Source organism: Protofrankia sp. Cas8 (assembly GCF_963555845.1).
Lineage (GTDB): Bacteria > Actinomycetota > Actinomycetes > Frankiales > Frankiaceae > Protofrankia.
In genome coordinates, this window is sequence record NZ_CAUVXI010000177.1 from 9,820 (window position 1) to 11,634 (window position 1,815).

General features: G+C 67.7%; 3 protein-coding genes. 1 reads left to right on the plus strand and 2 read right to left on the minus strand.

Annotation, left to right across the window (positions count from 1 at the left end):
* A partial coding sequence (locus U9977_RS20800; protein WP_322750966.1) for a tetratricopeptide repeat protein occupies positions 1–681 on the plus strand: 681 nt, incomplete at its 5' end.
* A gap of 364 nt (positions 682–1,045) precedes the next feature.
* Here U9977_RS20800 and U9977_RS20805 read toward each other — a convergent pair.
* Both U9977_RS20805 and U9977_RS20810 read right to left on the minus strand, forming a co-directional pair.
* Positions 1,046–1,318 (minus strand): hypothetical protein, encoded by a 273-nt coding sequence (locus U9977_RS20805; RefSeq protein ID WP_322750967.1) that lies wholly within the window; start codon positions 1,316–1,318, stop codon positions 1,046–1,048.
* 15 nt (positions 1,319–1,333) lie between these two features.
* The gene (locus U9977_RS20810; protein ID WP_322750968.1) at positions 1,334–1,660 is read right to left on the minus strand and encodes a hypothetical protein; all 327 of its coding nucleotides are present in this window, start codon (positions 1,658–1,660) and stop codon (positions 1,334–1,336) included.
* Positions 1,661–1,815: the final 155 nt, after the last annotated feature.

Sequence of the window (1,815 nt, forward strand, 5' to 3'; positions counted from 1 at the left end):
TCCACACTGGCCGCCCGCGCCAACCTCGCCGTCTCGTATCGGCAGGCGGGGCGGACCGCCGACGCGATCACCATCGAGGAGCGGGTGGCCGCCGACTCTGCCCGGCTGCTCGGGGAGGAGCACCCGGACACGCTGATCGCCCGCGCCAACCTCGCCGTCTCGTACGGGCAGGCGGGGCGGACCGCCGACGCGATCACCATCGGGGAGCGGGTGGTCGCCGACCGGGAGCGGCTGCTCGGGGAGGAGCACCCGTCCACGTTGACCGCCCGCGCCAACCTCGCCACCTCGTACGGGCAGGCGGGGCGGACCGCCGACGCGATCACCATCGGGGAGCGGGTGGTCGCCGACCGGGAGCGGCTGCTCGGGGAGGAGCACCCGGACACGCTGATCGCCCGCGGCAACCTCGCCGCCTCGTATCGGCAGGCGGGGCGGACCGCCGACGCGATCACCATCGAGGAGCGGGTGGCCGCCGACTTTGCGCGGCTGCTCGGGGAGGAGCACCCGTTCACGTTGACCGCCCGCGGCAACCTCGCCGCCTCGTACTGGCGGGCGGGGCGGACCGCCGACGCGATCACCATCCTGGAGCGGGTGGCCGCCGACCGGGAGCGGCTGCTCGGGGAGGAGCACCCGGACACCGTGGCGGCGGCTGGTGCGTTGCGGGCGTGGCAAGCCGAAGCCTGATCCGATCTTGCGCCGCCACCCCCGGGTCGTGTGGTGTTGGGGTACACCCCAACACCACACGATCAACTGCCGTAAGAAGCGTCAGGTTAGAGTCCTCGGCGACGTTTCTTGACGAATGTCTACCCGGTTTTTCGAGTCCAGCCTGACATTTCGGGGTGTGGAAGGGGCCGGGGCGGATGCGGTCGGCTACGTCAGAGTCAGCAGCGCCGACCAGAACGGTCCTGAGCCAGGCGTCGATCTCCAGACCGAGTGCGGATTCACCCTCGGCGACGGCGCGGGTCGTCGCCGTCATAGACGCACGTTCGTCAGCCGGCACACATATCGCCTCGGGATCGGGTCCGCTACGGCGGCGGAGGGGTCTGCGCTACTCGGCTTGGTCGTGGCGCTCGACCTGGATTCGCGGGAGGGTGAGTCTTGCCGTAGCGGGATCGAGACGCGCCCGTGACAGGATGAGATGAAAATCATGCCCGGACAGGCGGGTAACGGGCTCGGGGACTTCGACTTCATGAAACATCTGACCGGGAAGAGGTCCGATCGCAAGATTCAGACCTTCCGCCGAGGATTCACCGCGGTGGCCGGCGGCGATAACTCTGCCGTCCACATCGGTAATCACCAAGATTTTTCGTAGTTCCGCCATCCCGCCACCTCCACGTCAGGTGTTGCCGCCACCCTGGATGTTGAACCGCACGCCGCTGGTGCCCCGGTTGGTGACCGTTACCCCGTATCTGTAGTACGGGTCCTGGCCAGGGCAGGCCCGGGGCGAGCCGTTCTCCTCAACACATCCGATCGCATAGTCGAGAATCTTGGAATGGTCAGAGACGATCAGTTCGGTGGGCGCCTCGCCGCTCAGTGGATGCGCCATGATCCACTGAGCGCCGTGGTCGTCACCCTGATTCCCGTACCACATGTTCAGGCGCACCGACGCGCCGGGCGCCAGAAAGAACGGACCACTAGCTGGCTGTAGACCGTTGAATGCCACCGCGCTGCCTCCGTCCACCATTCAGCTAGTCAGGAGCAGGTCAGGCCCGGGGTGCCGGGACCGACCGCCCCGGAATGTTCCGGGCCGGGGGTGTTATCCGACCGCTGGTTCATCGGATACGGGGTTACGTACCAGCGTGCCTTCTTCCACACAAT

Excerpts from the sequence above, each read along its gene's own strand:
- U9977_RS20805 (WP_322750967.1), bottom strand. The coding sequence starts at position 1,318 with ATGGCGGAACTACGAAAAATCTTGGTGATTACCGATGTGGACGGCAGA.